The 4,716-nt window shown below is 37.8% G+C and carries 4 protein-coding genes; all 4 read left to right on the forward strand.

What is annotated here, in order from left to right:
• Positions 1-294 precede the first annotated feature (294 nt).
• The 4 genes from alr (at position 295) to BFA01S_RS20830 (ending at position 4,600) form a co-directional block, all read left to right on the forward strand.
• Positions 295-1,464: an alanine racemase gene (gene alr / locus BFA01S_RS20815; RefSeq protein WP_412758876.1), complete on the forward strand. Its 1,170-nt coding sequence runs from the start codon at positions 295-297 to the stop codon at positions 1,462-1,464.
• A 223-nt stretch (positions 1,465-1,687) separates the two neighbouring features.
• The gene (locus tag BFA01S_RS20820) at positions 1,688-1,969 is read left to right on the forward strand and encodes a CopG family ribbon-helix-helix protein (RefSeq protein WP_066235452.1); all 282 of its coding nucleotides are present in this window, start codon (positions 1,688-1,690) and stop codon (positions 1,967-1,969) included.
• A 4-nt stretch (positions 1,970-1,973) separates the two neighbouring features.
• The gene (ndoA, locus tag BFA01S_RS20825; protein ID WP_066235454.1) at positions 1,974-2,324 is read left to right on the forward strand and encodes a type II toxin-antitoxin system endoribonuclease NdoA; all 351 of its coding nucleotides are present in this window, start codon (positions 1,974-1,976) and stop codon (positions 2,322-2,324) included.
• Between the two features lie 113 nt (positions 2,325-2,437).
• A complete protein-coding gene (locus BFA01S_RS20830) occupies positions 2,438-4,600 on the forward strand; it encodes a Tex family protein (protein WP_066235456.1) in 2,163 nt (720 codons plus the stop codon).
• Positions 4,601-4,716 lie beyond the last annotated feature (116 nt).

The following is a 4,716-nucleotide window of genomic DNA, read 5'->3' on the forward strand; positions in this document are numbered from 1 at the left end:
GTGTTCTATTTGTTCGGACCTTTATGGGCAGTTGATCTCCCACCTATCTTCCTCGTTTAGCTACAATCTTACGATGGGAGTCTTACTGCCCGTTAAGGCTGGGATAAATAAAAACATTTATAATCTTTCATTCATAATTCAGGATGAAAAAGTCTTTTAGTTCTTGCATTATATAATTTCACTGAAAGAGACTGGAGCGAAAAAAGCTTAACTTTATAAATTAAATTGTTTGCTTCATCATTCAGCTCCGTCCCTTTTCCGTAGAAAAGAATAGATAATAAGGAAGTGTAACCAATGGCTATGTCATTCCACCGTGATACGTGGGCAGAAATAAATTTAGATGCAATTTCGCATAATGTGAAATCGATGAAGAAACATATCGGTGCTAATGTGAAATTAATTGCAGTCGTAAAAGCAAATGCATATGGTCACGGAGATTTTCAAGTTGCGAAGGCGGCAATTTCTGCTGGAGCAGAGCAGTTAGCGGTAGCTTTTTTGGATGAGGCGATTGCTTTAAGAACGCTCGGTATTACCCTGCCAATTCTTGTTCTGGGGGCGACGCGCTCGGAAGACGCTCAGCTTGCAATTGAATATGATCTAACTTTAACATGTTTTTCAAAAGACTGGCTCGATGATGCGAAGCAGAATATTAGGCAAGGTCAATTAAAGCTGCATTTAAAGGTTGATACCGGAATGGGAAGGATTGGGGTTACGAAGGAAGAAGAGCTGAATGAAATTTTAGTTTTCTTAAATTCTAATCCACGTTTTAAATTATTAGGAGTTTATACTCATTTTTCTACTGCTGATGAAATTGAAACAGATTATTTTAAGCTGCAGTATGAGCGATTTACTAATATGATACGTCTTATTCCAGATGATAATATTCAAATTCACTGTGCAAACAGCGCGACAGGTCTGAGATTCCCCGATCATGCTTTTAATGCTGTCAGATTTGGAATTGCGATGTACGGTTTAACACCTTCATTAGATATTGTTGATGAACTTCCTTTTCCTTTGGAAGAGGCATTTAGCCTGCATTCAAAGCTTACACATGTAAAGAAAGTTCCAAAAGGGACAAAGGTGAGCTATGGTGCGACATATGAAGCTGGTGATGATGAATGGATCGGTACTATTCCAATTGGTTATGCAGATGGATGGATTAGACGTCTTAGTGGATCAGAAGTACTAGTGGATGGAGAAAGAGTACCTATTATCGGCCGTATTTGCATGGATCAGCTTATGGTGAAGCTGCCATCTGAAAAGCCTGTCGGTACGAAAGTGACTTTTATCGGGAAACAAGGAAATGAATTTATATCTGTTGATGAAATAGCAAAGAGGCTTGAAACGATCAATTACGAAGTTACTTGTTCAATTACATCACGTGTTCCCCGTCTATTTCTGCAGAATGGGAGTATAATTGAAGTGAGAAACCCATTATTAATAAACGCAGCGACAATTTGTTAGAAAAATGAAGTTTTCTTTTCTTAATTTACAGTGAAAGAATAGAAAATGGAGAAAAGGTATGAATAAAAGGGCTGTTGTAATGACGATAATAGGAAATGGTGATGTTTTAAGAATCTATTTAAACAGTTGTGAATTTTTTAAGGCTTTGCATACTGGGCCTTAGATGTTATTATTAGAATTGGAAAAGAATACTCGGTGGGAAGTTTGGTGGAGGTGTGTGTTTGTGTCTGAATCCAGCGCAACGACAGAAATTTTAATCCGTTTACCACAAAGTTTAATTACTGAATTGGATGGACTAGTTAAACAGGAAAGCGGAAATCGAAACGAGCTTATTTATCAAGCTACCAAAATGTATATTCGTGAACGTAAAAAGCGCCAGATTCGAGAATCGATGAGACGCGGTTACATGGAGATGGCAAAAATCAATTTAAACATTGCATCTGAAGCATTTTTAGCGGAGTCTGAGGCTGATCATACTGTTGAACGCTTAGTAAGCGGGGGTTAAGCTTTTGATTGTCAAACGCGGCGACGTTTATTTTGCTGATCTATCCCCTGTTGTTGGCTCAGAGCAAGGCGGAGTTCGCCCGGTATTAATTATCCAGAATGATATTGGAAACCGCTTTAGTCCTACAGTAATTGTGGCAGCCATCACAGCTCAAATTCAGAAAGCAAAGTTGCCTACTCATGTTGAAATCGATGCAAAGAAATACGGTTTTGAAAGAGATTCTGTCATTTTATTAGAACAGATTCGGACGATTGATAAGCAAAGACTAACAGATAAAATCACACATCTCGATGATGAGATGATGGATAAAGTGGATGAAGCCTTGCAAATAAGCTTAGGACTTATTGATTTTTAACATCATAATTATGAATATGAGAAAAGTTGCTCTAATGGGTAACTTTTTTTATTTTATTTTTCTAGAGGATATGATTTGCTAAAATGTGTATATACTGATTTTGGAGGTCTATTATGGTTGAGAAACAAGAACAAATAATGAAGCATATTAGTAAAGAGCTTGGAATTACATATAAACAAGTGAAGAATGTTATTCAATTACTTGAAGACAGCAATACTGTTCCTTTCATCGCTCGCTATCGTAAAGAACAAACAGGTGAACTTGATGAAGTGCAAATCCGTAATATCTCTGAAAATTGGACATACATGCAAAATCTCGAGAGCCGGAAAGAAGAGGTCCTTCGTTTAATAAATGAACAGGGAAAATTGACAGAACAATTAACGAAAGACATACATAATGCTACAAAGCTGCAGCAGGTAGAGGATTTGTACCGTCCTTATAAGCAAAAGAGAAGAACGAAGGCAACGATTGCAAAAGAGAAAGGGTTAGAGCCTTTTGCAGAATGGATAAAACAGCTGCCAAAAACGGGTGTCATTTCTGAAAAGGCAAGAGAGTTTATAAACGAGGAAAAAGAAGTAAATTCCGAAGAAGAGGCTATTCAAGGAGCGAAAGATATTATTGCTGAACAAATCTCGGATGAACCGGTTTACAGACAGTGGATACGCCAGTTAACTTTTAGAAAAGGCTCCATTGCATCAGCAGCTAAGGATGAAGAAAAAGATGAAAAGAATGTATATGAAATGTATTACGAGTATGAGGAACCGATCCAAAAGATTGTTCCGCACCGTGTATTGGCAATAAACCGGGGGGAGAAAGAGGATATTTTAAGGATTTCCGTTCATTCTCCAGTGGATGAAATATTGAAATATATAGAAAAGCAAGAAATAAAAGACGGACAGACAATTGTAAAAGAATTACTGACAGAGACAATCGAAGATGCTTATAAAAGATTAATACAGCCATCGATTGAAAGGGAAATAAGAAAGGAACTGACAGATAAGGCAGAAGATAGGGCTATTCATATTTTCTCCCAAAACTTAAGAAATTTACTGCTGCAGCCACCATTAAAAGGAAGAATGGTACTCGGAGTTGATCCAGCTTATCGTACAGGCTGTAAATTAGCAGTTGTTAATGAAACAGGGAAGATGCTCTATGTAGGAGTGATTTATCCACATCCCCCTGTTAAAAAAGCAGAGGAAGCTAAACAGAAGATTATAGATGTTATTAAAGAGAATGGAATTGAAATTATTGCAATTGGCAACGGAACAGCTTCAAGGGAGACTGAACAATTCATTGCAGATATTTTAAAAGAATTGGGTGGAGATGTTTCGTATTTAATCGTAAATGAAGCGGGTGCCAGTGTATACTCTGCATCTGATTTAGCAAGGGAAGAGTTTCCAAATTTACAAGTAGAAGAAAGAAGTGCTGTATCCATTGCAAGACGTCTGCAGGATCCGTTAGCTGAATTAGTGAAAATTGACCCGAAATCTGTTGGGGTTGGACAATACCAGCATGATGTTTCACAGAAGAAGCTGAATGAATCTTTAACATTTGTCGTTGAAACGGTCGTTAACCAAGTAGGTGTGAATGTGAATACTGCCTCACCATCTCTTTTACAGTATGTTGCCGGATTGAGTAAAACAGTTGCAAATAATATTGTGAAAAAGAGAGAGGAGTTAGGGAGATTCACAAACAGGAAACAATTAAAGGACATTCCCAGACTTGGTGCGAAAACATACGAACAATGTATTGGATTCTTAAGAGTAACAGAAGGAGACCAGCTGCTTGACCGGACGAGCATTCACCCAGAGAGCTATAAAGAAGTAGAGCGACTGTTAAAGCAGCTAGATGTAACTATAGAGGAACTGGGAAGCGAAAAGTTAAGAAACGAATTAACTAGCTTGAATATAAAGGAAACAGCGGAAGCACTTGCGATAGGTGAGTTAACATTGAAGGATATTTGTGATTCATTAGTTCGTCCTGAGCGTGATCCTCGTGATGAAGTTGCTAAGCCATTGCTTAAGAAAGATGTTTTGCAGCTTGAAGATTTGCAAGAAGGAATGGAATTACAAGGCACAGTGAGAAATGTCGTTGATTTTGGCGCGTTTATTGATGTCGGTGTTAAGCAGGATGGTCTTGTTCATATTTCGAAGTTAAGCAAAAACTTTGTAAAGCATCCATTAGACATTGTTGCTGTCGGTGATGTTGTAACTGTTTGGGTCGATCAGGTAGATCTTAAAAAGGGCCGGGTAGCATTGACGATGGTTAAGAATTGATAGAAACACTGCCTATGAGCAGTGTTTCATTTTACTGAAAAAAGAGGATGTCAATGAAAATAAGGCGAAATTTCTATAGTGTTTTTCATTTTTATCCCAGCCTTAACGGGCAGTAA

The sequence above is a fragment of the Metabacillus fastidiosus NBRC 101226 genome (genome assembly GCF_001591625.1).
GTDB lineage: Bacteria > Bacillota > Bacilli > Bacillales > Bacillaceae > Metabacillus > Metabacillus fastidiosus.

Bases quoted from the DNA above. Each gene is read 5' to 3' on its own strand.
- BFA01S_RS20830 (WP_066235456.1), top strand. From the start codon at position 2,438: ATGGTTGAGAAACAAGAACAAATAATGAAGCATATTAGTAAAGAGCTT.
- alr (WP_412758876.1), top strand. From the start codon at position 295: ATGGCTATGTCATTCCACCGTGATACGTGGGCAGAAATAAATTTAGAT.